Source organism: Methylibium sp. T29-B (assembly GCF_000576225.1).
Classification (GTDB): Bacteria; Pseudomonadota; Gammaproteobacteria; order Burkholderiales; family Burkholderiaceae_C; genus Methylibium; species Methylibium petroleiphilum.
On the sequence record NZ_AZSN01000010.1, the window covers coordinates 18,176 to 43,507 of the forward strand.

Below are 25,332 nucleotides of genomic sequence, written 5' to 3' on the forward strand. Positions count from 1 at the left end.
GCGACCTTGTGTCGCGGCATGCCCGATGGCATGACCATGACTTTAGAAACCAGCCTCCAACAAGACTCGGTCCAGCAGATGACAAGTCGGTCACTTGCTGGGGTCGCCAAATGAGGGCTTCAACGGCATGAGACTGTTGGTGATTGAAGACGAGGTGAAGCTTGCCGAATACCTGCGCAAGGGGCTGACCGAAGAAGGCTACGTCGTGGACGTGGCGCACAACGGCGTCGACGGTCTGCACCTGGCGATGGAGGCTGACTACGACCTGCTCGTGCTGGACGGCATGCTGCCCGGCATCGACGGGCTGGGCTTGCTGGCCGCCCTGCGCCAGAGCAAGCAAACGCCTGTGCTGATGCTCACGGCGCGCATCCGGGTCGCGGACCGTGTCAGGGGTCTGCAAGGGGGTGCAGACGACTACCTCGTCAAGCCGTTCGCGTTCTCCGAACTGGTGGCCCGGATCCAGGTTCTGCTGCGCCGCGCGCGGCCGGCGCGCGATGCTGAAGGTGCCACGGTCCTGGGTCTGTCTGACCTCGAGATGGACCTGATGCGCCGCAAGGCCACCCGGGCCGGCCAAAGGCTCGACCTCACAGCCAAGGAGTTCACCCTGCTGGCATTGCTGCTACGTCGCCAGGGCGAGGTGTTGTCCCGCACCGAGATTGCGGAGCAGGTCTGGGACATCAACTTCGACAGCGCAACCAATGTCATCGACGTGGCGGTACGCAGGTTGCGCGGCAAGCTCGACGCGCCCTTCGAGCGCACGCTGCTGCATACGGTGCGCGGCATGGGTTACGTGCTGGAGGAGCGCGAGGAATGAGCAGGAGCCGCGTCGGCTCCCTTGGGCGGCGGCTGTCGACATGGCTGGCGCTTCAGAGTCTGGCCGGGCTCTCCGTGGTCTGCGTCGCGGTCTACGCCGTCACGCACATGAACTTCGAGGCCCGGCAGATCGAGGCGCTGAGGCAGAAGCAGGCGCAGGTGCGGCACTTGCTCACCGAAGAGACGCAGCGCGGTGACGCCAGCACGCTGACCCACAAGCTCGACGACTTCTTCGTCGGCCACCAGGATCTGGCCTTGTCGCTGGTGCGGCCCGATGGCGGCGTCTTCTACCAGCGCGCCGTAGGTGCGTCATCCCCCGGTAGCGCGCGCGTGGTCCGCTTTGAAGTGGCTTCGCTGGCCACCGCACCGGACAAGCTGACCGCCGTCCTGACACTGGACACAGGCGATGACCGCCAATTGCTGCGTCGGCTCGCACTCACCCTTCTGGCAGCTGCCCTGAGCGGCGCCGCGTTGGTCTCGGTGGGCGGAATTGTGCTGGTGCGCCTGGGGCTGCGCCCCGTGCGTGAACTGGTGGAGCAGACACGCCTGCTTGCGGCAGATACGCTGCATCGGCGCCTGGATGGCTCAGGCCAGGCCGAAGAACTCGAACCCCTGATTGCGCAGTTCAACGAACTGCTCGGCCGCTTGTCACAGGCCTATGAGCAGCTCGAAGGATTCAATGCCGATGTGGCGCATGAGTTGTGCACCCCGCTGGCCACCCTGATCAGCAGCACCGAACTGGCGCTGCGCAGGGCTCGCGGTGCCGACGAACTGCGCGAGGTGCTCGGGTCGAACCTGGAAGAACTGCAGCGCGTGGCTGGCATCGTGCAGGACATGCTCTTTCTCTCGCAGGCTGATCGTGGCAGTTCGGCGCGGCGCGTGGCGACGGCCAGCCTGGCCGGGGTGGCCCGGCAGGTGGCTGACTATCACGACGCCGCGCTGGACGATGCCGGAGTTCGGGTCGAGGTCATCGGCGACACCGGCGGAGAGTTTGATCTGCCGCTGTTGCAACGAGCGCTATCAAACCTGGTCGCCAATGCAACGCGCTACGCGGACCACGGCTCGACGATTCGCATCGAGATCGATGCCCTGACGGGCGGCGAAGTGCGGTTGGCTGTGGCCAATCAAGGTGCGACTATCGAACCGGCCCACCTGCCACGGTTGTTTGATCGGTTCTTCCGCGGCGACCGCGCCCGCAGCGGAGCGCATCAGAACCACGGGCTGGGTCTGGCCATCGTCGCTGCGATCGCCCGCATGCATGGCGGCCGGCCCTTTGCAAGTTCAGCCAACGGCACCACCTCGATCGGCTTCACCCTGCTGCCCGCGACGGGTGTTTCAGTGGCGCCCTCCGCTACGGCGCCTTCACCTTCTTGATCTCCTGGTCGACCAAGCTCGCAGCTGCGCCTCGCCGAAGTCACGCAATGGTGTGCCATTGACGAAGAACCCCGGTGTCCTGTCCACCTTCAATGCCTTCATGTCGGCGATGTCCTGTGCCAGAAGCTGGGCCACCGCGGGGCTGTCGGCGTCGGCCCGGGCCTTCGCCATGTCCAGGCCGAGGTCCGTGATGAGGTCCCAGATCAGCTCGGGTCTGGCGTTGCCGTGCGCCGCCCACTGGGGCTGGCCAGCCAGTGCCCGCTCGACCGCCGGCCAGTACTGGCCCTGCAGCCTCGCCGCTTCCAGAATCTTCACTGCGGTGTCCGAACCCTGATGAAGGGGCGCATGCCGCACGACCAGCCTGACCTGTCCAAAGCTTGAAGTGACGATGGTCTTGACCAGCGGATAGAAGGCCCGACAGGTTTCGCAGGCCGGGTCGAAGAACTCGACGATGGTGACCTTGGCAGCCGGATTGCCAAACACGGGTGAACTTGCCCTGACCAGCGCATCGCTGTTCGACTGGGCGGCTTGGCTCACCTGCTGCGTTTCGCGACCCTTGAAGACAACGGCCCCCGCGATGAACGCGACCACGACGGCCATCACGGAAGCGACAACGATCCACTGCTTATTCATGCTTTTACCCTTCTGTTAGCAACCCACAGCAGCGCAAGAATGCCCGTGAATGCGATGGCGGAGAGCAAGGGGATCGGCACGACTCCGGCCACTTGCACTTCGGCGTCTGCACAGGAACCGCCCTTGCCGCATGGCACCAGCCCGTCGGTCACGACGCCCCAGAACACGGCGCAGTGGTAGACCGCCATGACCCAGCCTGCCCAGGCGAAGGGCCACGCATACCGGATGCTGCGACCATCGGCTTCCAGCAGGCCCAATCCCAGGATCACCGCCAGCGGAAACATGGCGATGCGCTGGTACCAGCACAACACGCAAGGCGTCATGCCCATCACTTCACCCAGGAACAAGGCACCTGCCGTCGCAAGCAGCGCGATGAGCCACGCTGCGAACAACGGCGCCCAGTGTCTTTGCGCAGCCGGCATCACCGCTCCTCGTCGCGCAGCAGTCGTTCGAGCTCCGGCGGCAGCGCCATCGGCTCGAACGGGCTGACGTTCGATGCGCCGGTGTTGCCCAGGGGCAGGCGGCCGCTCAGGTGTCCGATGGGGTCAGCGCCAGGCGCAGCAACTGCCCGCGAAGTTCTCGGCCGTCACGCAGGACCCACGCCGCACGGAGCATCAGCAGGTGCACACGCAGGTGCGGGCCGATCTCGCGCTGACCCAGCACATGGGCACGCTCCAGCATGGCCATCGCGGCGCCCGGACTTGCTGCAGCCATCAGTCTCTCGGCCTCGGACAAAGCCGCATCGTAGGCCACGGCGCGGGGCGACATCAGGCTCACCGGCTCTGCACGCCGGCCTTCAGCAGGCGCAGCCCGTTGACCACCACCAGCAGGCTGGCGCCCATGTCGGCGAACACCGCCATCCACATCGAGGCGTTGCCAAACACCGCCAGCACCAGGAACACCGCCTTGATTCCCAGGGCGAGCGCGATGTTCTGCCACAGCACCGCATGCGTGAATTTCGACAGACGCACCGTCTCGGCGATGCGTCGCAGGTCGTCATTCATCACCACCACGTCGGCTGCTTCCATCGCGGTGTCGGTGCCGGCTGCACCCATGGCCACTCCTATGTCGGACTGGGCCAGCGCCGGCGCGTCGTTGATGCCGTCGCCAGTCATCGCCGTCATGCCGTGCTCGGCCTGCAGCGCCTTGATGGCAGCTAGCTTGTCTTCCGGCAGCAGGTTTCCCCGCGCCTCGGCGATGCCCGCCTCGTGCGCGATGGCCGTGGCGGTGGCCTGGTTGTCGCCAGTCAGCATCACGGGGGTGATGCCCAGGGCCTTCAGCTCGGCAACCGCCTCGCGCGATGAAGGCTTGATGGTGTCGGCCACCGCAAAGAGAGCCACCGGGCCGGTGTCGGACGCCAGCAGGCTGACCGTGCGGCCGGCCTCTTCGTGCGTGCGCAGCACGGCCTCGAGCGCGGGCGAACACTGGCCACGCTCTTCGATCAGCTTGTGATTGCCCAGCACCCAGAGTTTGCCGCCGATTTCCGCCTGCACGCCGCGGCCGGCGATGGCCTTGAAGTCCTTGGCTTGCACGCTGTTGGATTTGAGCCCAGCCGCAATCGCGCGTGACACCGGGTGGTCGGAGTGGCCTGCCAGCACTGCCGCCGTGTGTTCGGCCGTGGCCGCGTCCATGCCGGCCGCCATGGCCGTGTCCAGCACCTTCCACTCCACCAGCTTCGGCTTGCCTTCGGTGATCGTCCCGGTCTTGTCGAGCGCGATGGCCTTGAGATTGCGGGCGCCTTCCAGGTACACACCGCCCTTGATCAGGATGCCGCGCCGGGCCGCGGCCGCCAGGCCGCTGACGATGGTCACCGGCGTCGAGATCACCAGCGCGCAGGGGCAGGCGATGACCAGCAGCACGAGCGCTTTGTAGATGGATTGCATCCACGTCCAGTCCAGCAGCCAGGGCCCCAGCAGGGCCACCGCCAGTGCAACGACGAAGACGGCCGGGGTGTAGACCGCAGCGAAGCGGTCCACGAAGCCCTGGGTGGGCGCGCGCGTGCCCTGGGCTTCTTCCACGGCGTGGATGATGCGTGCCAGGGTCGAGTTCGAGGCCAGTGCCGTGACACGGAACTCGAAGCTGCCGGTGTCGTTGATGGTGCCGGCAAACACCGGGTCGCCCACGGCCTTGTCCACCGGGATGCTCTCGCCCGTGACGGGTGCCTGGTTGATGCTGGTGCTGCCGGCGGTCAGGACACCGTCCATGGGCACCCGCTCGCCCGGCCGCACCTGCAGCACCGCGTCGAGCGCCACGCTCGCCACCGGCTGCGTCAACCAGGTGCCGTCGGCCTGGCGCACAGCGGCTTCTTCGGGCGCCATCTCCAGCAGGCCCTTGATCGCATTGCGGGCGCGGTCCACCGCGCGCGCTTCGATGGCTTCGGCGATGGCGTAGAGGGCCATGACCATGGCGGCTTCGGGCCATTGACCGATGGCGAAGGCGCCCGTGACAGCCACGGTCATCAGCGCGTTGATGTTCAGCCGCCCGCGCAACAGCGCAGTCAGCCCCTTCTTGTAGACATCGAAGCCTGCCAGCCAGATGGCAGCGGCGGCCACCGCGAGGCCGATGCCTTTCCAGATTTGCGTGTCCGGCGCGAAGTAGCCCACCAGCTCGGCGGCAATCGCGAGCAGCAACGCCATCCCCAGGCGCCCGTAGCCTACCGGCCCAAAGGCGTGGTCCTGCCCGTGATCGTGCCCATCATCGGCCGCGTGTTCGGGTGCGGCGCCGGGCTTGCCCTCGGCCAGCGGCTGCGGATCGAAACCTGCCTTGCGGATGGCCGCCACGGCCAGTTCCAGCGCTGGCCCCGGTGCATCGAGCGCCAGGCTGCGCTGCCCGAGCTGGAAGGTCAGCGCCCGAATCCCGCTGATGCCCTCAACGGCGCGCCGAATCTCTGACTCCTCCGCTGCGCAGTCCATCGTCGGCACCCTAAAGCGTGCCCAGCCCGCACCCGGCGGTGGCACTGCGGCGGCAGTTGCGGCAGGCGCAGCGGGCACTTCGCAAGCGCCGCAGGGGGCAAGGCTATCCACTGACGGAGGAGCCCTGTCGGGGGGTACTGCGACGGGTGCAACGGGGTTTTCGGAACGGTTCACGGTGGCATCCTTCAATCGGCAGACTGCATTGAAAACCCTGAAGTCGGTGTAAGGTCAAGCCCTATTCGACATCGAGGGGACACCATGCGCATCGGAAACTTGGCTGAAGCCACCGGCACGCCCGTCGAAACCATCCGCTTCTACGAGCGCGAAGGCCTGATTCCAGCGGCACAACGCAGCGACAACAACTACCGCATGTACACCGCGGCGCATGCCGAGCGGCTGGCTTTCATCCGCCATTGCCGTAATCTGGACATGGCGCTGGACGAGATCCGCTCTCTGCTGCGCTTGCGAGATGCGCCGCCTGAGGACTGCGGCGAAGTCAACCAGCTGCTGGACGAGCACATCGGGCATGTTGCGCAACGCATCCGCGAGTTGCGCGCGCTGGAAAAGGATCTGAAGGCACTGCGGGCACGCTGCAGTTCGCCGCACTCGCTCGACGAGTGCGGCATCCTGAATCAGCTGGACAGTGTCGCTGCCCAAGGCCCCAAGGCAGCAACCCACCGGCACATACGTGGATCGCACTGACCTCGCGGGCAACGACGCCTGAACCTCCGACGCCACGCCGGCGCTCTGACTGCCATGGCCATGACGGCCAGAGCGGCATGAAGCCCGAACATGACGCATCTGTCATCTGCCGGTCCCAGGTCTGTTGGTCACCGGTTTCTAGAGTCCTTGCTGATGCCACCAGCGGCATTGCCAGCCATGCAGCGGCATGGCCGGGAAACATCAGACAAGGACAAGTCATGCAGAAAACCCGACTCTTCGCCGCCATCGCCCTGTGCGGCGTGGCCGCCGCACCGCTTGCCAGCCTCGCCGCCGGCGCAGATACGTTTGCCAACGGGCAGTCCTACTATGGCCAACCGACCTCGCCGCAGGCCGCCACGCGGGCGGTCGATCTGGGATCAGCCAGCAGGATCAACGTCGCCTATGGGGAGTCGGTGACTTTTCGCAGCGGGGGTCAGCTGTTCACCTGGACTTTCAATGGGCTCGACCGTCGTGCGGTCGATGTCACCAAGATCGCCCCGGCAGGCTTCCCCACCAAGCCGCTCGTGGTTTATGTCGGTCTGAACCCGGCCAATCGCAGATAGTGCGCGCTGGCGCGTACATCGACGACGACAGTCCGAGGCGGGAGGCCTTCAACATCGTCTTCTCGATGCCAGTGGGCACGCCGCCAGAGGCGGTGCTTGCGGCCACGGCCGAGGCCGCGCGCGGCCGCCCTGCACGCAATGAAATTCGAGGGCGACCGTTCAACGGGCACGCGAACCGCGCCTGCTCCAATGCGAGATCGAACTCGTAGGCCTAGTCGTTAGCGCGAAGGGCATCGGCGCCCTTCGGAGGCCAGACGATCGCATAACGACTTCGGGTCTGCAAATGGAGTAGCTGGCCCAGTAAGCCCCTTCGAACCGACGGGTGCCAGGTCGCGAACTTCTTCACGTGGCGTCGGCGGTCAAGGGCGAAGGGCGTCGTGAAGAAATTCTGAACCACCAAGACTCGAAACCCGCTGTCCCCGCAGGTCGCAACGTGCTTCGTTAAACTCTCACTTCCATGCGCCGCTCCGCCGTTCTTCTCGTCATGCTGTTCGCCATGCTCTGGCAAACGGTGGCCGTGGCACGCGCCGGCTCGACGATGAACGCCCTTGCCGACATGGAACATGCTTCGCTCCATTGGCAGGAAGAAGGTCACCATCATCATGAGGATGGGTCCTACCACCTGGACGATTCGAACGCTTCGGCACAGCACGTGCTCAGCGATCACTTGAGCGCGACAGCGGCATTCACGGTTACGGCGTCGCACCACTTCCCTCACATTGGTTCGGCCGCTCCCGGCGGACTGCACGAGAGCGTCGTGCCCGACCCCACCCTCGACGGCCTACTCCGGCCGCCTCGGCCCCGCTCCTGACCCGCCTTCACGGCGGGCGTCCACCCATGGACGCCCGGCCCGCCGGACCGGTTCCCCACGCAAGCATTTGTCCGCCCTGGCGTGACTTGAACTATGCGTACGGCCGGCCCCGGCTGTTGAATCGTCAGGAGCATTGTGAGACTTTCCATTTGGCTGTCTGCCGGCATCATCGCGGGCGGTCTGGCCGGCGGGGCCGTCGGGGCCCAGCCTGCCGCATCTCCGGGTAGCCCCCCGGCCGCCCTACCGTCCCCGGCCTATGAAACTGCCGGCAGCATCACGCTTCGCGCCGCCCTGGACGCCGCGTGGCAACGCGCCGTCGCCGCCCGCGAAAGCCAGGGTCAGCGCCGTCGTGCAGAGGCCGACCGAACCGCCGCAGGCAGCTTCTGGGCCGCGCCTCCATCACTGGAACTGAGCCACCGAAACGACCGCCTGCAAAGCAACGCGGGCCGGCGCGAGACCGAAATCAGTGTGGCCGTTCCTCTTTGGCTGCCCGGCCAGAAGGCGGCCCGCGCGGGAACCGCGGACGCTGCGGCAGCACAGGCACTTGCTGCAGAGCAGGTAGCCCGCCTGCGCCTGGTGGGCGAATTGCGTGAAGCGGCGTGGCAACTCGCCGCGTTGCAGGCCGAGGCGGCCCAGGCCGAGATACAGATCCAGGCACTGAAGCAGCTCGCCGCCGACGTGGAGCGCCGCGTGCGTGCTGGCGATCTGGCGCGGGCCGACTTACTGGCCGCCCAGGCCGAGTTGCTGGCGGCGTCCGCGCTTCAGTCCGACGTGAGCCAGCGCCTGCAGGCCGCGCGTGCGCGCTGGACTCTGCACACGGGGCTGGCTGCAACGCCCGATGTGTCCGTCGAGGCCCTCGAAGGGGCCCCTCGTCCGGCCGCATCGCACCTGGAGCTGCAACTCGCCAGCCAGTCCACCGAACTGGCACGCAAGCGCGTGGAACTCATGCGCCATTCGCGGCGCGACGCCCCCGAACTGACTGTGGGCGTACGCCAGGACGTGCCCGGCCGCGCCGAAAGCTCCCAAGGCAGCCTGGTCGTCGGACTGCGCCTGCCCTTCGGCACCGACGACCGCAACCGGCCGCTGGAAGCGGCTGCACTGGCCGAGCTGGACGTGGCCGAGACCCACGAGCTGAGACTGCGCGAACGCCTCGACAGCGACATTGCCGCCGCACGCGATGCGCAGCGATCGGCTGAGGCTCATCTCGACGCCGAGACCGCCCGTGCCCGCCTGCTGCGCGAACGCGCCAGCCTGATCGACAAGTCCTTCCGTGCCGGCGAGACGCCGCTGCCCGACCAGCTGCGTGCGCTCGCTGCCGCATCGCAGGCCGACAGCGCCGTCGCCCGCCAGACCGCCGCACTGGGCCTCGCCCGCGCCCGCCTCCAACAAGCCCTCGGACTCCTCCCATGAACAACCACCTCCAAATCCGCACTCCGATGCCACTGCGCGCGCTTTCCGTCATGGCCCTGGCCGCATTGCTGCTTGTCGCCAATGCGCCCGCCCTTGCCGCCCCTGGCGCCCACGGCCCCAATGGCGAACACCTCGACGGCCCGACCACCATGCGCGCGGCATCGGCCCTGCCGCGTGTCGAAGCCAAGTCGGAAACCTTCGAACTGGTCGCCGAACTGCGCGCCAGCGAACTGGCCATCGTGGTCGACCGCTACGAGTCCAACGAGCCCGTGCTGGGCGCGAAGCTCGAAGTCGAGAGCGGCACGCTCAAGGCGGTGGCTGCGTTCCGTGCGGAGCAAGGCGACTACGCCGTCACCGACGCGGCGCTGTTGAAGGCGCTGGCGGCGCCGGGCGAGCACGGCCTCGTCTTCACGCTCGTGGCCGGCAGCGACAGCGACCTGCTCGACGGAACGCTGATGAGCTCCGCGGGGCGCGTGGCCACCGCAGCGGCGAAGGACGACCACGGGCACGCCCACGGCAACGACGACCACGGCCATGGACACGACCACGAACTGGAGCGCGCCGCCTGGATCGGCGCGGGTGTTGCAGCCCTGGGCCTGATCGGCGGCATCGCCTGGTGGCGGCAGCGGCGCCGCGACGCCGGCAAGATGCAGGGAGGCCTGTGATGACGCGGCTGGAATCGACTCGACCCTGGCTGCGGGCCATGGCCAGCGCCACGGCGCTGGCTGCGAGCGTGCTCTGCGCTTCGCCAACGCTTGCCGCCCCCGGCGCCCACGGCCCCAACGGCGAACACCTCGACGCCCCTGGCGCGGCCGTCAACGCCTCTGGCCTGGCGCGCCTGCCCGATGGCAGCGTCAACGTGCCCAAGATCGCCCAGCGGCGCATGGCCATCCGCACCGTGCTGGCACCCGAGTCCGAAGCCGCAGCCTCGGTCGAGATGCCTGGCCGGGTGGTGATGGACCCGAACGCCAGTGGGCGTGTTCAAGCCGCGCATGGCGGGCGCATCGAGGCCGGCCCCAAGGGGCTGCCCGTCGCTGGCCAGTCGGTGAAGCGCGGCGAGGTGCTGGCGTATGTGCGCCATCACGCCGAGCCCTATGCGTTGGGCACGCAACAGGCCCAGGTCGCCGAACTGAGGGCGCAGCGTGAACTGGCCGAGCAGCGCTTGAAGCGCCTCGAAGGGCTGGAAGGCACGGTGCCGCGCAAGGAGATCGACGCTGCGCGCACGGACGCCAGGAGCCTGGCCGAGCGCGAGCGCAGCATCAGTGGCAGCCTGGTGGCGCGAGAAGCGCTCACCGCACCGGTGAGCGGCGTGATTGCCCGTGCCGACCTGGTGGTGGGCCAGGTCGTCGAGTCGCGCGACGTGCTGTTTGAGGTGGTGGACCCGGCACGCATGCTGGTGGAGGCCACCACCGCCGACGCCAAGGTGGCCGCCCGCGTGGCGGGTGCTTCGCTGCAGGGTGTGCCGGAAGTGAGCTTGCGCCTGCTGGGCGCGTCGCGCTCGCTGCGCGACGGCGTGTTGCCGATCACCTTCGCAGTGAGTGCCGCGAAATCGGGCGCAGCCCTTCCCCTGGCCATCGGCCAGCCGGTCACCGTCGTCGCGCAATCGACGGAGCGCATCAAGGGCGTGGTGCTGCCGGCGCAGGCCGTGGTGCGCAACCCGTCCAACGAGCCCATCGTCTGGATCAAGTCGGGTGCCGAGCGCTTCATCCCGCAGCCGGTGCAGTTCAGGCCGCTGGATGCTGGCACGGTGGTGGTGACTCAGGGGCTGAGCGCGGACAACCGCGTCGTCGTCCAGGGCGCGCCGCTGATCGCGCAGATCCGCTGAACGGGAGCGACCCTCATGTTCAACTGGATCGTTCGCTACAGCCTGCACAACCGCCTGTTCGTGCTGGCCGTCGCGGTGCTGTTGATGGTCTACGGGGCAATAACGGCCTGGCGCACGCCGGTCGACGTCTTCCCCGACCTCAACAAGCCGCTGATCACCGTGCTGACGGAGGCCGGCGGCATGGCGCCGGAGGAAGTCGAGCAGCTCGTCACCTTCCCGCTGGAGACCGCGCTCAACGGCATGCCGGGCGTGACCCGCGTTCGAAGCACCTCCGGGGTGGGCCTTTCGCTGGTCTATGCCGAGTTCGACTGGGGCACCGACATCTACCGCAACCGCCAGCTGGTGGCCGAGCGGCTGGCCATCGTGCGTGCGCAAATGCCCGGCGACATCACGCCGGTGATGGGGCCGGTGTCGTCGATCATGGGCGAGGTGATGCTCGTCGCACTGCCCCTGGTCCCGGGTGATGGGAAGGCACCCGTGGCCACGCCCATGCAGGCCCGGGAGTACGCCGACTTCGTGCTGCGCCCGCGGCTGCTCTCGATCCCGGGCGTGTCGCAGGTCATCCCCATCGGCGGCGAGGTGCGCACGCTGCGTGTGGCGCCCGACACGGCGCGCATGGCGCAGTTCGGCGTTTCGCTGACGCAGGTCGAGCAGGCGCTGAAGGGCTATGCCGCCAATGCCGGCGGCGGCTTCATCGACCTCAACAGCCGCGAGTACCTGATCCGCCACCTGGGCCGTACGAACCGCGCCGAGGACTTGGGCGGCGTCGCGGTGGCCTGGAAGGACGGCCGCGCGATCCTGATGGAGCAGGTGGCCACGGTGTCCTTCGCGGCGGGGCTGAAGCGCGGCGATGCCGGCTACAACGGCCTCCCGGCCGTCGTGATCAGCATCCAGAAGCAGCCCGATGCTGACACGGTCAAGCTCACCGCGCAGATCGAGTCGGCACTCACCGAGCTGAAGCAGGGCCTGCCCAAGGGCATGGCAGAGCCGCGTGTGCTGTTCCGCCAGGCCGACTTCATCAAGGCCTCGATCGGAAACGTCGCCGAGGCACTGCGCGACGGCGCCATCATGGTCGCCATCGTCCTGTTCGCCTTCCTGCTTTCGGTGCGCACGACGGTCATCTCGCTGGTGGCGATCCCGCTGTCGCTGGCGGTCACGGCGCTGGTGTTCCAGTGGCTGGGCCAGTCGATCAACGTGATGACCCTCGGGGGACTTGCCATCGCCATCGGCGAGCTGGTCGATGACGCGGTGGTGGATGTCGAGAACATCCTGCGGCGCTTGAAGCAGAACCGACTGGCTGCGAACCCGTTGTCGGTCCTGGAAGTGGTGCGACGCGCCAGCGTCGAGGTGCGCTCGGGCATCGTCTACGCGACCGTGATCGTGGTGCTGGTCTTCGTGCCGCTGTTCGCGCTGCCAGGTATCGAGGGGCGCCTGTTCACGCCGCTTGGCATCGCCTATATCGTGTCCATCCTCGCGTCGATGCTGGTCTCGATGACGGTCACGCCGGTGATGTGCTACTACCTGCTGCCGACGATGAAGCGCCTGGACCATGGCGACAGCCCGCTGGTGGCCTGGCTCAAGCGCCAGGACACCCGGCTGCTCACCTGGTCCTTCAGCCGAGCGAAGCTGCTCATCGGCCTGGCCGTGCTCGCGGTGGCCGGTGCCGCGGCGACGGTGCCCTTCTTCCCGCGCGCCTTCCTGCCGGCCTTCAACGAGGGCTCGCTGGTGCTGGGCCTGGTGATGCAGCCAGGCACCTCGCTGGTCGAGGCCAACCGGATCGGCGCGGTGGCCGAGACGCTGATCCGACAGGTGCCCGAGGTCACGCAGGTCGGCCGCCGCACTGGCCGCGCCGAGCTCGACGAACACGCCGAAGGCGTGCACTCGGCCGAGATCGACGTGGACCTCAAGCGCAGCGAGCGCGACCGCGAGACCATCATGGCCGACATCCGCGAGCGGCTCTCGTCGCTGCCGGGACAGGCCACGATCGGCCAGCCCATCAGCCACCGGCTGGACCACCTGCTGTCGGGGGTGCGGGCGCAGATCGCGGTGAAGATCTTCGGCGACGACACCGACACGCTGCGCGGCCTGGCCGAAGAGATGCGCGGCAAGCTGGCGACGGTGCCGGGCCTGGTCGACCTGACCGTCGAGAAGCAAGTGCTGATCCCGCAGATCACCGTGCGTCTGGACCACCGCAAGGCGGCGCAGATGGGCCTGTCACCCGGCGAGGCCATCCGTGTGCTGCAAGCGCTGACCGATGGCGCACACGGTGCCGACATCGTCGACGGCCCGCGCCGCTACGAGCTGGTGCTGCGCCTGCCCGACCAGCAGCGCAGCCCGCAGGATCTGGCGCGCACGCTGATCGACACCCCTGCCGGGCGCATCCCGGTGTCCAGCATCGCGACCGTGGAAGAGACCGATGGCCCGAACCAAATCGGCCGCGAGAACGGCCGGCGCCGCATCATCGTCTACGCCAACACCGACGGCGGTGACATGGGGCGGGTGATCGCGGACATCCGGGAGATCATCAAGAAGACGCCCTTGCCACCGGGCAACTTCATCAGTCTCGAAGGGCAGTTCCAGGCCCAGGAGCAGGCCACGCGCCTGATCGCCGGCCTGTCGGTCGTGTCGCTGGCGATGATGTTCCTGGTGCTGTACAGCCGATACCAGTCGGTGGTTCTGGCCGGCATCGTCATGGCCAACATCCCGCTCGCGCTGATCGGTTCGGTGACGGCGATGTGGATCGCGGGTGTGAGCCTGTCGGTGGCATCCATGGTGGGCTTCATCACGCTGGCCGGCATCGCCACGCGCAACGGCATCCTGAAGATCAGCCACTACATCAACCTCGTCAAGTTCGAGGGTGAGAGCTTCAGCCAGGCCATGATCGTGCGCGGCTCGCTGGAGCGGCTGACGCCAGTGCTGATGACGGCGCTGGTGGCGGCCTTCGCGCTGACGCCGCTGCTGCTGGCGGCCGATGCCCCGGGCAAGGAGATCCTGCATCCGGTGGCGGTGGTGATCTTCGGCGGGCTGGTCAGCTCGACGCTGCTCGACACGCTGCTGACGCCGGTGCTGTTCTGGCTGTTCGGCGAGAAGGCCACGAAACGGCTGACCCAGTCCGAGCCCGAATCACCGGACGGCGCGCCAGAAGCCCAGGAAGCCTATTGAGTTGAAACCAGGCCCGGCGGCGCCGCCTGCTCCAGTGCGCCGCACCCTCGAAGGAGATCGAAGAGATGATGAAGAAACTGTTGACCGTGGTCGTGCTGGGCCTGTCGGCGCTGTCGTTCAATGCCGCCTTCGCGCATGGCGGCGGCCCGGCCAAGCACGGCGGCGTGGTGGCAACCGCCAGCGACCTGTCGTTCGAGCTGGTGGGGGCGCCCGATGGTGCCGTGATCTACGTCGAGGACCACGGCAAGCCGATGGCCCCCACGGGCATCAAGGGCAAGCTGACGGTGCTGAATGGCACCGAGAAGTCGGAAGCCGACCTGGTGGTCGCAGGCGACAAGCTCGAAGCCAAGGGCCTCAAGCTGGCCAAGGGTGCCAAGGTGGTTGCCGCACTGGTGACACCCAGCGCGAAGGCGATCACGGTGCGGTTCACCGTGCGCTGAGTTCCGATGCAGCAGTGGCCGGCGATGCCATCGGATGCCGGTGGCCGCACCCTGGTGCTGCTGACCGCCACTCCATGGCTTCACATCCTATCCCCCGGGAGGGATAAGGAGATGATAGGATGTGGGCATGTCTGAAACTGACCTCCACGCCTCGCACGACGCGGTGACCAAGCGGCTCAAGCGTGCCAGCGGCCACCTTCAGAACGTGATCACGATGCTGACGGACGATCGGCCTGCCTGGATGTGGCGCAGCAGTTGCACGCAGTCGAGCGTGCCATGCGGCGGCGAAGAAGCAGTTGATTCACGACCACATCGATCATTGCCTCGACCACGCCGTCGGCGAACCTGCCAAGTCGACGCGGCAGGCACTCAGCGAATTCAAGGCGATCACCAAGTACCTCTGAGCCCTCCAACTCCCAGACCTGTGCCTTCAATGACATCCAGAGCCTCGCACCCGTTGCACCAGCGTCCACGCGACGCAGGTGGCATCGTGCGCCTGGTGCTGAGCTGGCTGCTGGTGGCGGTGCTGGCCGTGGATCTGATCGCATCGCCACTTCACGGCCATCGCCACGACGGAGAGTGGTCGATAGGCGGAGCGCTCTCGGCTTCCGCAGGGCATCGGAACGAACTGCACAGCCCAGACAAGGTGCACGCCGCCACGCCAGCGGATCACGACGCGCCGGAGTTCTCGCATTCAATCTCGCGCTGCGCGGCCAGGTCCAGGCCATGGCCGATGTGCCGTCATCGGATGAAGCCGCCGCCACGCCGTTCTGGTCCGTGACGGCCCAGCGGCCGCTTTCGGTTGCTGCGGCCGCCATCTGGCCACCAGATCGGCACCGGGCCGGTTCCAGTGCCTTCCGAAGCCTGCCGCCCAACGGCAGGGCGCCGCCCCTCCACGCCTGAAGACCGCTGCGGCGCCCTGGCGCCGCACCTGCCAACCCGTTCCTGCCCGGGAGCGAGGCCTTCTGTCCGTGGAGTTCCTATGCCTGCCATCTTTCGTCCCGGCGGCGCCTTGCGCGTCGCTGTCTGCCTGTCCCTGAGCGCCTGGTTGGTGCCGGCCCCGGCAGCTGAACCCAACGCCGAGTTCGCCGTCTCGGCAGCGCAGTTGAAGACGCTTGGCGTCACGCTGCTCAAGCTCGACCAACCCGGCGCCATCGCCGGCATGGCCTACGCGGCCAAGGTGATGCTTCCCCCGGGGCAGGAACAGGTGGTCAGTGCGCCGGTGGCCGGCGTGGTCGACCAGTTGCTGGTCGGTGAACAGCAGGCCGTGAAAGCCGGGCAGCCGCTGCTCCGGCTGAACAGCCCGCAATTCGGCGAGATGCAGCTCAAGCTGCTCGAGGCCGCCAGCCGGGCGCGGCTGTCGCAGAAGACGCTGCAGCGCGAGAAGTCGCTGCTGGCCGAGGGCATCATCCCCGAGCGCCGTGTGCAGGAAGCCGAAGCTGCAGCACAGGACGATGCGGCGCGCCAGCGCCAGGCCGAGGCCGCCCTGCGCCTGGCCGGCATCGACGCCGCTTCCATCCAGCGCATCGCCGCCGGCGGTACGGTGCAGGACGGCGTGGTGGTGCGTGCCCGTGCAGCCGGGGTAGTGCTGGGCATCGATATCAAGCCCGGCCAGCGGGTGCAGGAGGCCGACGCACTGTTGCGCCTGGCCAGCCTGCAGACGCTCTGGCTCGACATCGCGATGCCGGCTGACCGCCAGCCGGCCACGTTGGCCAAGGCCGCGACGATCCAGATTGTCGGCCGCGACGCCGTGGCGATGCCGCTGTCGGTCGGCGCCGTGGTCAGCGACAGCCAGACCGTGACGCTGCGCGCGCGCGTCACCCGCGGCGCCGAACGGCTGCGTCCCGGTGAAGTGGTGCAAGCCAGGTGCCGTTCGCCGCCAACGCCGCGGGCTGGGCGCTGCCGCTGGCGGCGGTGGCGCGGCAGGATGACCAGGCTTTCGTGTTCGTGCGTACGGACAAGGGCTTCGTCGCCCGGCCAGTGAGCGTGGTGTCCAGTGCCGGCGCCTCGGTGCAGGTGGCAGGCGACCTGAAGCCGGGCCAGGAAGTGGCGACCGCATCGGTCATCGCGCTGAAGGCGGCATGGCAGGGCAAGAGCGGGGGTGACAAGTGAACCCCAGCCGCAACCCGCTGCACATGACCGGAGCCCGGCCATGCTGAACCGCCTCGTGCAATTTGCGCTCACGCAGCGCCTGTTCGTCTTGCTGGCTGCCGTGCTGCTGGCCGGCTTCGGCTGGTACGCCTTCCGCTCGCTGCCCATCGACGCCTTCCCCGATGTGTCGAGCACGCAGGTGAAGATCATCATGAAGGCCCCGGGCATGACACCCGAGGAGATCGAAAGCCGCATCGCGGTGCCGATCGAGGTTGAGATGCTGGGCATTCCGAAGCAGCGCATCCTGCGTTCGGTGACCAAGTACGGCCTGGTCGACGTGACCATCGACTTCCAGGACGGCACTGACCTCTACTGGGCGCGCCAGCAGGTGGCCGAGCGGCTGAACAACATCGTCGGCGACCTGCCCTCGGGCATCACCGGCGGCATCGCGCCCATCACCACCCCGCTGGGCGAGATGTTCATGTTCACGATCGAGGCGCCGCAGTTGACGCTGGAAGAGCGGCGCAGCCTGCTCGACTGGGTCATCCGCCCCGCGCTGCGCGCCGTGCCCGGCGTGGCCGACGTCAACGCGCTGGGCGGCAAGGTGCACAGCTTCGAGGTCCTGCCCGACCCCGCCAAGCTTCAGGCGCTGGGCCTGAGCATGGCGCAGATCAAGACGGCCATCGAGGCCAACAACCGCAACGACGGCGCGGGGCGCCTGGGCGAAGGCGGTGAGGTGCTGCTGGTGCGCACCGAGGGCAGCATCAAGACGCAGGACGACCTGCGTGCGGTCGTCGTGGCGCGCAAGGATGGCACGGCCGTGCGCCTGGGCGACGTGGCCGTCGTGCGCGACGGCAGCACCACGCGCTACGGCGTGGTCACCATGGACGGCAAGGGTGAGGCCGTGCAGGGCCTGGTGCTGGGCCTGGCGGGCGCCAACGCGCAGCAGGTGGTCAATGGCGTGAAGGCCAAGATCGCCGAGCTGCAGCCCACGCTGCCGGCGGGAGTGACCCTGAAGGTCTTCTACGACCGCGCCTCGCTCGTCGAGAAGGCCGTGGGCACGGTCTCCAAGGCCTTGCTGGAGGCGACGCTGATCGTGCTGGTGCTGCTGGGGGCATTTCTCGGCAACCTGCGCGCCGCCGTGGCGGTGGCCGTGGTGCTGCCGCTGGCGGCGCTGGGCACCTTCATCCTGATGCAGGGCTACGGCATGTCGGCCAACCTGATGAGCCTGGGGGGCCTGGCCATTGCGCTGGGCATGCTGGTGGACGCGGCCATCGTCGTGGTCGAGAACATCGTTCAGCACCTGAGCCGCGAGACTGCCGGCGGCAAGCTGCCGCGCCTGCACATCGTGCTGCGCGCTGTGCGCGAGGTAGCAGTGCCCGTGGCCGCGGGCGTGCTGATCATCGTCACCGTGTTCCTGCCGCTGCTGACCTTGCAGGGCCTGGAGGGCAAGTACTTCGTGCCGGTGGCGCTGACTATCGTGTTCGCGCTGGCGAGCTCGCTCGTGCTGTCGCTGACGGTGATCCCGGTGCTGGCGTCGTTCCTGCTGAAGAAGGTGTCGCACGACGAGCCCTGGCTGCCACGGCAGCTGCTTCGCCTGTACGAGCCGGTGCTGGCCTGGGCGCTGAAGCGGCAGACGGTGGTCTTCGTCGCAGCAGGTGCCCTGCTGGTGCTGGCCGCGGGTGTCTACACCCAGGTCGGCAAGACCTTCCTGCCCGAGATGGACGAGGGCGACATCATCGTCGGCATCGAGAAACTGCCCTCGGTGAGTCTGGAGGAAACCGCAGCGCTGGACCTGATGGTCCACCAGACGCTGATGAAGAACATCCCCGAGATCACCGGCGTGGTGGCGCGCGCGGGCTCGGACGAGATCGGCCTGGATCCGATGGGCCTGAACCAGACCGACACCTTCCTGGTGCTGAAGCCACGCCCCGAGTGGAGCATGGCGAGCAAGGACGCGCTGATCGACCGCATCCGCGAGGTGCTCGACCAGATGCCCGGCATCAGCTACAGCTTCACACAGCCGATCGACATGCGGGTGTCGGAAATGATCATCGGCGTTCGTGGCGACCTGGCGATCAAGATCTTCGGCCCCGATCTGGCGAAGCTCAACGAACTGGCCGCGCAGATCGAAGGCCTGATGAAGACGGTGACGGGCAACCAGGACGTCTACACGGTCGAGAACGACGGCGTGCAGTACCTGCGCGTGGTGGTGGACCGCCTGGCAGCGGGCCGCTACGGTCTGTCGATCGAAGACGTGCAGGACGCGCTGCGGGTGCAGATCGAGGGCCAGCGCGCCGGCACCGTGATCGACGGCAACCAGCGCATCCCCATCGTTATCCGCGGGCCGGACATCGTGAAGGTCTCGCCGGCCGAGTTCGCCGCGCTGCGCATCGCCACACCCGACGGGCAGAGCGTCCCGCTGGAGACCCTGGCTAAGCTGACGCGCGAGAGCGGCCCGGTGAAGATCGACCGCGAGATGGGCAGCCGCTACAGCGTGGTCATCGCCAACGTCACCGGGCGCGACCTGGTGGGCTTTGTCGATGAAGCCAAGGCCAAGGTGGCGGCCGAAGTGAAGCTGCCCACCGGCTATCGGATCAGCTGGGGGGGTCAGTTCGAGAACCAGCAGCGCGCAGCAGCACGCCTGGCGCTGGTGGTGCCGCTGGCCATCGGCTTCATCTTCCTGATCCTGTTCTCCACCTTCGGCTCGGTGCGGCAGGCGCTGCTGGTTCTCAGCAACATCCCGTTTGCGCTGGTGGGTGGCATCGTGGCGCTGTGGGTGACCGGCGAGTACCTGTCGGTTCCGGCCTCGGTGGGTTTCATCGCCCTGCTGGGCATCGCGGTGCTCAACGGCGTGGTGCTGGTGAGCTACTTCAACCAGTTGTATGCCGAAGGGCACGACCTGTTCACCAGCGTGACGCAGGGCGCACGAAGGCGCCTGCGCCCGGTGCTGATGACGGCGTCGATCACGGCCTTCGGCCTGATCCCGCTGCTGTTTGCCACCGGGCCGGGTTCGGAGATCCAGCGCCCGCTGGCCATCGTCGTCATCGGCGGCCTGATCACCGCGACAGCGCTGACGCTGATCCTGCTGCCCATCCTGTACCTGCGCTTTGCCCATCCACGTGCCGACGCCGTCCTGAGTCGCACCTTTCCGCAGGAGGCCGCCCATGGCTGACTTTTGCCTGACCCTGATATGCCCTCCTACGGTTGAGGAGAAGCTGCTCGATGTGCTGCTGGCCAACGCCGGCAGCGAAGTCTTCACCAGCACGCCCACCCACAGCCACGGCAGTGGACAGCAGCGGCTCAGCGCCACCGAACAGGTGATGGGCCGCAGCCGTGCGATGCAGGTCAATGTGCTGCTGACAAACGATGAGCTCGGGCAACTGCGCCAGTTGCTGCAACGCGACTTCGCCGGCACGGGCGTGCGCTACTGGGCCACACCGCTGGCCTTTGACGGGGAGTTCACATGAAGCGATTTGTACTGGCGGGGATCGGTGCACTGCTGATCGCTGGCCTGGCCGCGGCGCAGGAGGTGGCGACGCCCAAGGACCTGCCACCGACGGTGCAGGCACAGGCCTGGATCGACAAGGACCCGGCCGTCGTCGAGGCGCGGCGCGCATTGGATGCAGCTGGCCACGGCGCAGCCGTTCTGGCAGCCGGGCCCCATGAATGGACGGCCAATGCCAGCACGCAGCGGCGCAACGTGGGCGGCGTCGGCAACACCACCGAGTGGTCGGTGGGCGTGGAGCGTGGCATCCGCATCGGCGGCAAGGCCGGGCTCGACCGCCAACTGGGCGAAGTCGACATCGAGATCGCACGCGCCCGCGTCAGCGAGGCACGGCACGAGGCGGCACGCGCGCTGTCCGACCTGTGGCTGAACTGGCTGGAGGCCCACAGCGCGCAGGCGCTGCTGAAGGAGCAGCTCTCGTTTGCCGAGACCAACCTGGCTGCGGTCGACAAGCGCAAGCGCGCGGGCGATGCATCCGCGCTGGACCTCAGCATTGCGCAGTCCGACCTGGCCGAGGTGCGGCGCCAGGCCAGCCAGGCCGACTCCACCTTGGCCAAGGCAGGTGCGAAGCTGAAGCTGCGCTTCCCCGAGGCCACGCTGGCGCCTGCCGCACTCTCCGACCCGGCCGAGCCGATGTGGCCGGAGGCCCGCTGGCGCGAGCGCATCGTCGCCGAGGCCGACCCGCTGAAAACGGCCGAAGGGCTGGTGCGCCGAGCCGAGCTCACCGCGTCGCGGACCCGCGCCGACAAGGTGCCGGACCCGACTGTGGGCGTGTTCACATCCAGCGAGGCCTTTCGCAACGAGCGGGTGATCGGCATCAGCGTCAGCATCCCGTTCGGCGGGACGGTGCGTGAGCGACGCCTGCAGCAGTCACTGCAAGAGGCCGAAGTCGCACGCGCGGCGCTGGACCGCGCGCGCCAGGGCATCGAGATCGAGATCGCCGAGACGCATGCCGACGCCGTGGGCGGCCTCGAGCGCTGGCGCATCGCTGAACGCGGCGCCGAGGCGGCACGCGAGAGCGCGCGCCTGACCCAGCGCGCCTACACCCTGGGCGAGGTGGACCTGCAGTCGCTGCTGCTCGTGCGCCGCCAGTCGCTGGAGGCGTTGCGCGCCGCCGGCGAAGCGCGCGCCGACGCGCTGCGCTGGAACTATCGCCTGCTGATCGACGCCCACCTGATCTGGAATCACGCCAATGACTGATAGCCGACGTCCCGCTGCGAAAGCCCGCGCATGACCGCGACGCCCGCCCCCGCCCGACCTGCCGCCGCTGAATCGGGCTGGGGCGCGCTGATGACGCGCGAGCGCTGGATCGAAGTCGGTCGCATCCTGCTCACCGGCCTCGCCGCCTTGCTGTATTGGCGGCAGGCCGTGCCCATCGAAGTACTTTGGGCGGCCGTGGCCATTGGCCTGTATCCGCTGGTGAAGACCGGCCTGCTCGATCTGGTGCGCGAACGCAAGATCGGCACCGAGATCTTCGTCACCATCGCCACGCTGGTGGCGATGCTTGGCGGTGAGACGGTGGCCGGTGCGGTGCTGATGGTCATCATCCTGATCGCTGAGTTCATCGCCGAGCTCAACACGGACCGCGCGCGCGCCTCGATCAAGTCGCTGATCGGTTCGGTACCGCAGGTCGCGCTGGTGCGCGGCAAAGATGGCGAGGTCGGCGAACGCAGCGTGCCGGTAGCGGAGCTGCGTGTGGGCGACGTGGTGCTGGTGCGCGCGGGAGAAAAGGTGCCTGTCGACGGCAGCGTGCTCAGCGGCCAGGGCGCGGTCAACGAAGCCTCGATCACGGGCGAGAGCCTGCCCAAGGACAAGCAGACCGGCTCGACCGTCTTCGCCGGCACGGTGCTGGCCAGCGGCGCGCTCGACGTGCGCACCGACAAGCTCGGCGCCGACACGATGTTCGCACGCATCATCACCCTCGTCGAAGACGCCGAGGCGCATCAGGCGCCGGTACAGAAACTGGCCGACCGCGTCGCTGCCTGGTTGATCCCGGTGGTGCTCGTGTTCCTGGTGGGGGTCTGGCTGGTCACGCGCGACATCCGGACCGTCGTCACGCTGCTGATCTTCACCTCGCCGGCCGAACTCGGATTGGCCACGCCGCTGGTGATGATCGCTGCGGTGGCACGCGCGGCGCGCAATGGCATCCTCATCAAGGGCGGGCTGTACCTGGAACTGCTGGCCAAGGTCGACGTGGTGGTATTCGACAAGACCGGCACGCTGACCGCCAACCGGCCTGCCGTGGTGAGCGTCTCGACGCAGGACGCCGCCATCGACGAACGCCAGCTGATGCGGCTGGCTGCCGCTGCCGACCGGCGCTCGGCGCACCCGCTGGCGCAAGCGTCATGGCGCATGCGGCGGCACTCGGCATCGAGGTGCCCGAGCCGCAGCAGTACGAACAGATCCAGGCGCGCGGGGTGAAGGCGACGGTGGAAGGCCGTGCGGTACTGGTCGGCAATCCGGCGCTGCTGAGCGAGGCCGGCGTCGCGCTGCCTTCATCCACGCTGGCCACGGGGGCCACGGCAGCGGCGGACGCCGCGGGCATCGGCAGCAGCACGCCGGTGCACGTGGCCGTGGACGGCCGCTTTGCCGGCATCGTGTACATCGCGGACGCGGTGCGCCCGGGGGCGCGCGAGGCGCTGGTGGCGTTGAAGGCCACCGGCGTCAAGCGCACGGTGATGCTCACCGGCGACAACGCCGCTACTGCGCACGCGGTCGCTCAGCAACTGGGCATCGACGAAGTGCACGCCGAGCTGCTGCCCGAGGGCAAGGTGGGTGTCATCGCCGAATTGCAGAAGCAGGGCCACCGCGTGGCCATGGTCGGCGACGGCATCAACGACGCGCCGGCGCTGGCGCGGGCCGACGTCGGCATCGCCATGGGCGGTGGCGGCACGCAGGCGGCGCTGGAGGCCGCCGATGTGGCACTGATGACCGACGACCTGGCCAAGATCGGGGCCGCCCGCGCCATCGCCCGCCCGCGCCTACCGCACGGTTCAGGAGAACCTGTTCGTCGGCGTGGGCGTGGTGCATGTGCTGGGCATTGCCGCCGCACTGATGGGTTGGATCGGGCCGATCGAGGCCGCGATCATCCACCTCGGACCCGATGTGCTGGTTTTCGTCAACTCGGTGAAGCTGCTGCGGGTGCGTATCCCGGGTGCACGTGAGCCGCGGCAAACCACCTCTCAAGCGCTGATCTCTTTCATTTCCAAGCTCGGAGACACCTTCATGAAGTCGATTCGTCCCCACCTGTTCGCTCTCGTCGCGGGCGCCGCGCTGCTGGCTGGCTGCGCCACTCCGCCGCCGCCAAATCCGGCGGCCGAAATCCCGCACTGCTACAAGACCAACAAAGGCAGGACCATCGCGTGCACCAGCGCGCCAGTCCCCAGTCTGAATGCGGATGCCGACGCAAAACGCTTCGCCCCCGATCCCAGCGCCTTGACGGTGTTTGTGGTGCGCCGCAACTGGGCCGACGGCCGCAACTTCGTGAAGGTCTATTCGGATGGTGGTCCGGGTGTCGAAACCCTGCCCAACACGATGATCCGCCTGAAGTTCAAGCCCGGCGCGCATGTGATCGCCTTCGAGTTCGAGGGCAAGCGCCAGTCCATCACCGTGGAGGGCAAGGCGGGTGACGTGCGTTTCGTGAGGATCGACGGCACCGTCTGGTCCTGGAAGAGTTCCTACGAGTGGGCCGCTGAACCCGAGGCATCGATCCGCGAACGCGCCCTGAAATCCCGTCTCGTCGCCGACGTGACGGTTCGCTGAACTCGGTCCGAAAACAACACACCGCCATCGAGCACGTCATCTGAGCCGTAGCCCGGCGGTCCCGGCGTGAGACCGCACAAGCTGTCCTGCCTGATGATGTTCAAGCCATGAACCGAATGTCAACCACCTTGCCCGCCCTCAGGGGTGGGCTGCTTGCCCTGCTGGCCGCAGCACTGTTCGGCGTCAGCACGCCGCTGGTGCAGCAGTTCGGTGTCGGGCTCGGGGCATTCAGCACGGCGGCACTGCTCTACGCCGGGGCCGCTGCCGTCGGCCTGTTGTCGCGCCAGCGCATCGAACGCGAAGCGCGGCTGCAGCGAAGCGATCTGGCCCGCCTGCTGGCGATGGCCGCGTTCGGCGCCGCCATCGGCCCGGTCGCGCTGGCCTGGGGCCTGCAGAACACGAGCGGCACGAGTGCGTCACTGATGCTCACGCTCGAAGCCCTCTTCACCGCCGTGCTGGCATGGCGTCTGTACCGCGAGACCATGGACGGCCGCGTCTGGACGGCGATGGCCCTGCTGCTGGCAGGCGGGATGGTGCTGGTGCTGGAACAGGGACGCACGGGCGGCGCGCAGCTGTGGGGCCTGCTGGCCGTGCTGCTGGCCACCGCGGCCTGGGGCGTGGACAACACGCTGTCGCGCGCACTCGCGGAACGCGACCCCGGACAGGTGGTAATGGCCAAGTCGCTGCTAGGGGCGACAGCCACGGGTGCGCTGGCATTGGTCTTTGGCGAGCCGCTGCCTTCGGCGATCGCCGCGCTGGCGTTGTTCGCCATCGGCGCCACCGGTTACGGCCTGAGCCTGCGGTTCTACCTGCTGGCACAGCGCGCCTTTGGCGCCGCTCGCACGGGTTCGGTGTTCGCGTTCGCGCCCTTCATCGGCGCGGCGTTCGCGGTGGCGCTGGGCGACCGTTCGGCGAGCGGACTGATGGTGCTGGGCAGCGTTCTGATGCTGGTTGGCGTGGTGCTGCACCTGGCCGAGTCACACGGCCACGAACACGAGCACGAGGCGCTGGAGCACGAACACGCCCACCGCCACGACGACGGGCATCACGACCATGTGCACGACGTGACGCCGGTCGGCGAGCACAGTCACCGGCATTGGCACGAGCCGGCGCGGCACGCCCATCCCCACGTGCCGGATGCGCATCACGCGCATCGGCATTGAACCGAGTCGGGCTGCTCGATCGCGGTGAAGCTGCTTGCCGACGAGGCTCTAGAAGGTCTTCTCGCGATCGATGCGAAGCGCCCACCTGACCAGCAAGATGACTCAGCCTACCGAGTAGCAGGCTCACCCATTGAGCTACCCGACAGCGAGCATGCGCAATCCA

22 protein-coding genes and 2 pseudogenes are annotated in these 25,332 nt (G+C 68.0%); 20 read left to right on the forward strand and 4 right to left on the reverse strand.

What is annotated here, in order from left to right; translation table 11 throughout:
* Window positions 1–127: 127 nt before the first annotated feature.
* Both Y694_RS03245 and Y694_RS03250 read left to right on the forward strand, forming a co-directional pair.
* Window positions 128–814: a heavy metal response regulator transcription factor gene (locus Y694_RS03245; RefSeq protein WP_036229787.1), complete on the forward strand. Its 687-nt coding sequence runs from the start codon at window positions 128–130 to the stop codon at window positions 812–814.
* Complete coding sequence (locus Y694_RS03250; protein WP_051495538.1) at window positions 811–2,187, forward strand: heavy metal sensor histidine kinase; 1,377 nt, start codon at window positions 811–813, stop codon at window positions 2,185–2,187. The genes Y694_RS03245 and Y694_RS03250 overlap by 4 nt, the downstream gene beginning before the upstream one ends.
* Here the strand turns inward: Y694_RS03250 and Y694_RS03255 are convergent.
* The 4 genes and pseudogenes from Y694_RS03255 to Y694_RS03270 all read right to left on the reverse strand — a co-directional run bounded on the left by Y694_RS03255 (window position 2,176) and on the right by Y694_RS03270 (window position 5,732).
* Window positions 2,176–2,787 (reverse strand): thioredoxin domain-containing protein, encoded by a 612-nt coding sequence (locus tag Y694_RS03255; RefSeq protein WP_231497515.1) that lies wholly within the window; start codon window positions 2,785–2,787, stop codon window positions 2,176–2,178. The genes Y694_RS03250 and Y694_RS03255 overlap by 12 nt on opposite strands.
* A gap of 29 nt (window positions 2,788–2,816) precedes the next feature.
* Window positions 2,817–3,242 (reverse strand): disulfide bond formation protein B, encoded by a 426-nt coding sequence (locus tag Y694_RS03260; RefSeq protein ID WP_036229793.1) that lies wholly within the window; start codon window positions 3,240–3,242, stop codon window positions 2,817–2,819.
* Window positions 3,242–3,588: pseudogene (locus tag Y694_RS27020) on the reverse strand (DUF3703 domain-containing protein). Before Y694_RS27020 ends, Y694_RS03260 begins: the two are co-directional and overlap by 1 nt.
* 5 nt (window positions 3,589–3,593) lie before the next feature.
* Window positions 3,594–5,732 (reverse strand): cation-translocating P-type ATPase, encoded by a 2,139-nt coding sequence (locus Y694_RS03270; RefSeq protein WP_036229796.1) that lies wholly within the window; start codon window positions 5,730–5,732, stop codon window positions 3,594–3,596.
* A 258-nt stretch (window positions 5,733–5,990) separates the two neighbouring features.
* On the opposite strand from Y694_RS03270, the gene cadR reads away from it, so the two are divergent.
* The 18 genes and pseudogenes from cadR (at window position 5,991) to Y694_RS03350 (ending at window position 25,169) form a co-directional block, all read left to right on the forward strand.
* The gene (gene cadR, locus Y694_RS03275) at window positions 5,991–6,434 is read left to right on the forward strand and encodes a Cd(II)/Pb(II)-responsive transcriptional regulator (protein ID WP_036229797.1); all 444 of its coding nucleotides are present in this window, start codon (window positions 5,991–5,993) and stop codon (window positions 6,432–6,434) included.
* A 218-nt stretch (window positions 6,435–6,652) separates the two neighbouring features.
* Entirely contained in the window at window positions 6,653–6,997 is a 345-nt protein-coding gene (locus Y694_RS03280) for a CzcE family metal-binding protein (protein ID WP_051495539.1), read from the forward strand.
* Between the two features lie 457 nt (window positions 6,998–7,454).
* The gene (locus Y694_RS03285; protein WP_036229800.1) at window positions 7,455–7,808 is read left to right on the forward strand and encodes a hypothetical protein; all 354 of its coding nucleotides are present in this window, start codon (window positions 7,455–7,457) and stop codon (window positions 7,806–7,808) included.
* Between the two features lie 135 nt (window positions 7,809–7,943).
* Window positions 7,944–9,218 carry a TolC family protein gene (locus Y694_RS23120; RefSeq protein ID WP_081782181.1) on the forward strand — a complete coding sequence of 425 codons (1,275 nt, stop codon included), beginning with the start codon at window positions 7,944–7,946 and terminating at the stop codon, window positions 9,216–9,218.
* Window positions 9,215–9,883 carry a hypothetical protein gene (locus Y694_RS03295; RefSeq protein ID WP_051495540.1) on the forward strand — a complete coding sequence of 223 codons (669 nt, stop codon included), beginning with the start codon at window positions 9,215–9,217 and terminating at the stop codon, window positions 9,881–9,883. Before Y694_RS23120 ends, Y694_RS03295 begins: the two co-directional genes overlap by 4 nt.
* A gap of 38 nt (window positions 9,884–9,921) precedes the next feature.
* Window positions 9,922–11,043: an efflux RND transporter periplasmic adaptor subunit gene (locus Y694_RS03300; RefSeq protein ID WP_036229803.1), complete on the forward strand. Its 1,122-nt coding sequence runs from the start codon at window positions 9,922–9,924 to the stop codon at window positions 11,041–11,043.
* Between the two features lie 15 nt (window positions 11,044–11,058).
* Complete coding sequence (locus tag Y694_RS03305; protein WP_036229805.1) at window positions 11,059–14,205, forward strand: efflux RND transporter permease subunit; 3,147 nt, start codon at window positions 11,059–11,061, stop codon at window positions 14,203–14,205.
* 65 nt (window positions 14,206–14,270) lie between these two features.
* Entirely contained in the window at window positions 14,271–14,645 is a 375-nt protein-coding gene (locus tag Y694_RS03310; protein WP_173402791.1) for a hypothetical protein, read from the forward strand.
* Between the two features lie 127 nt (window positions 14,646–14,772).
* Window positions 14,773–15,049 (forward strand): annotated as a pseudogene (locus tag Y694_RS03315) (metal-sensing transcriptional repressor).
* A gap of 578 nt (window positions 15,050–15,627) precedes the next feature.
* Window positions 15,628–16,629, forward strand: a complete 1,002-nt coding sequence (locus Y694_RS03320) for an efflux RND transporter periplasmic adaptor subunit (protein ID WP_051495541.1) — start codon at window positions 15,628–15,630, stop codon at window positions 16,627–16,629.
* Entirely contained in the window at window positions 16,587–16,757 is a 171-nt protein-coding gene (locus tag Y694_RS24050) for a hypothetical protein (protein ID WP_155935781.1), read from the forward strand. Before Y694_RS03320 ends, Y694_RS24050 begins: the two co-directional genes overlap by 43 nt.
* Before the next feature lie 40 nt (window positions 16,758–16,797).
* On the forward strand, window positions 16,798–19,911 hold the full coding sequence (locus Y694_RS03325; protein WP_036229807.1) for an efflux RND transporter permease subunit: 3,114 nt from the start codon (window positions 16,798–16,800) through the stop codon (window positions 19,909–19,911).
* Window positions 19,904–20,206: a DUF3240 family protein gene (locus Y694_RS03330; protein ID WP_036229809.1), complete on the forward strand. Its 303-nt coding sequence runs from the start codon at window positions 19,904–19,906 to the stop codon at window positions 20,204–20,206. The genes Y694_RS03325 and Y694_RS03330 overlap by 8 nt, the downstream gene beginning before the upstream one ends.
* Entirely contained in the window at window positions 20,203–21,444 is a 1,242-nt protein-coding gene (locus Y694_RS03335) for a TolC family protein (protein ID WP_036229811.1), read from the forward strand. The genes Y694_RS03330 and Y694_RS03335 overlap by 4 nt, the downstream gene beginning before the upstream one ends.
* A gap of 30 nt (window positions 21,445–21,474) precedes the next feature.
* A complete protein-coding gene (locus Y694_RS24660) occupies window positions 21,475–22,665 on the forward strand; it encodes a cation-translocating P-type ATPase (protein WP_197028724.1) in 1,191 nt (396 codons plus the stop codon).
* Window positions 22,590–23,408: an HAD-IC family P-type ATPase gene (locus Y694_RS24665; RefSeq protein WP_197028725.1), complete on the forward strand. Its 819-nt coding sequence runs from the start codon at window positions 22,590–22,592 to the stop codon at window positions 23,406–23,408. Before Y694_RS24660 ends, Y694_RS24665 begins: the two co-directional genes overlap by 76 nt.
* Window positions 23,350–24,006: a DUF2846 domain-containing protein gene (locus Y694_RS03345; protein WP_231497517.1), complete on the forward strand. Its 657-nt coding sequence runs from the start codon at window positions 23,350–23,352 to the stop codon at window positions 24,004–24,006. The genes Y694_RS24665 and Y694_RS03345 overlap by 59 nt, the downstream gene beginning before the upstream one ends.
* A 107-nt stretch (window positions 24,007–24,113) precedes the next feature.
* The gene (locus Y694_RS03350) at window positions 24,114–25,169 is read left to right on the forward strand and encodes a DMT family transporter (protein WP_036229813.1); all 1,056 of its coding nucleotides are present in this window, start codon (window positions 24,114–24,116) and stop codon (window positions 25,167–25,169) included.
* Window positions 25,170–25,332 lie beyond the last annotated feature (163 nt).